The organism is Vibrio sp. 1562, from assembly GCF_033340155.1.
Lineage (GTDB): Bacteria > Pseudomonadota > Gammaproteobacteria > Enterobacterales > Vibrionaceae > Vibrio > Vibrio alginolyticus.
Genome location: NZ_JAWOVY010000625.1, coordinates 1 through 564 on the forward strand (window position 1 = coordinate 1; position 564 = coordinate 564).

A 564-nucleotide genomic window follows, 5' to 3' on the forward strand; every position below is an offset into this window, starting at 1 on the left:
CTCATGTTTTTCCACAGATCGACGCTTTGATTGGGATTGAATCCAGCTTTCGCCATGTACTCTAAGCCAACGATATCCGCTTCAGACTCTTGCGTTCTTCCATAAGGGAGAATCACGCCGTACTGCACACCAACACCTAACGCGGCCATAGTGAGCTGTTGATATTGTTTGTATTCAGATGCGCCAATTGCCACATTAGCTAACGACAGCCCAGCATTGGCCAACTGGCTTTGAGACAGCCGCTCGTTACTGTGTTCTGCTAAAACGTGCGCCACTTCGTGCCCGATAACCGTTGCTAACTGATCTTGGTTTTTCGCTACCTTGAGAAGGCCAGTGTAAACACCAATTTTTCCGCCTGGCAACGCAAACGCATTCACTTGGTCACTATCAAACACCACGACCTCCCAATCTTTGAAACCAGCTTGAGGTGGAATGGCATTGGTGATCTGCTTAGCTACGCATTGTACGTAAGCGTTGGTCTTTTTATCTTTACTGATTGGAATATCCTTCTTCATTTGATCAAAGGATTTTGCACCAAGTGATGACATTTCTTGATCTGAAAAC

Annotated in this window: 1 protein-coding gene; it reads right to left on the reverse strand. The window is 45.9% G+C overall.

All coding sequences use genetic code 11. The features are described from left to right. A partial coding sequence (locus tag R7Z49_RS26755) for a M48 family metallopeptidase (RefSeq protein WP_318112696.1) occupies positions 1-564 on the reverse strand: 564 nt, incomplete at both ends.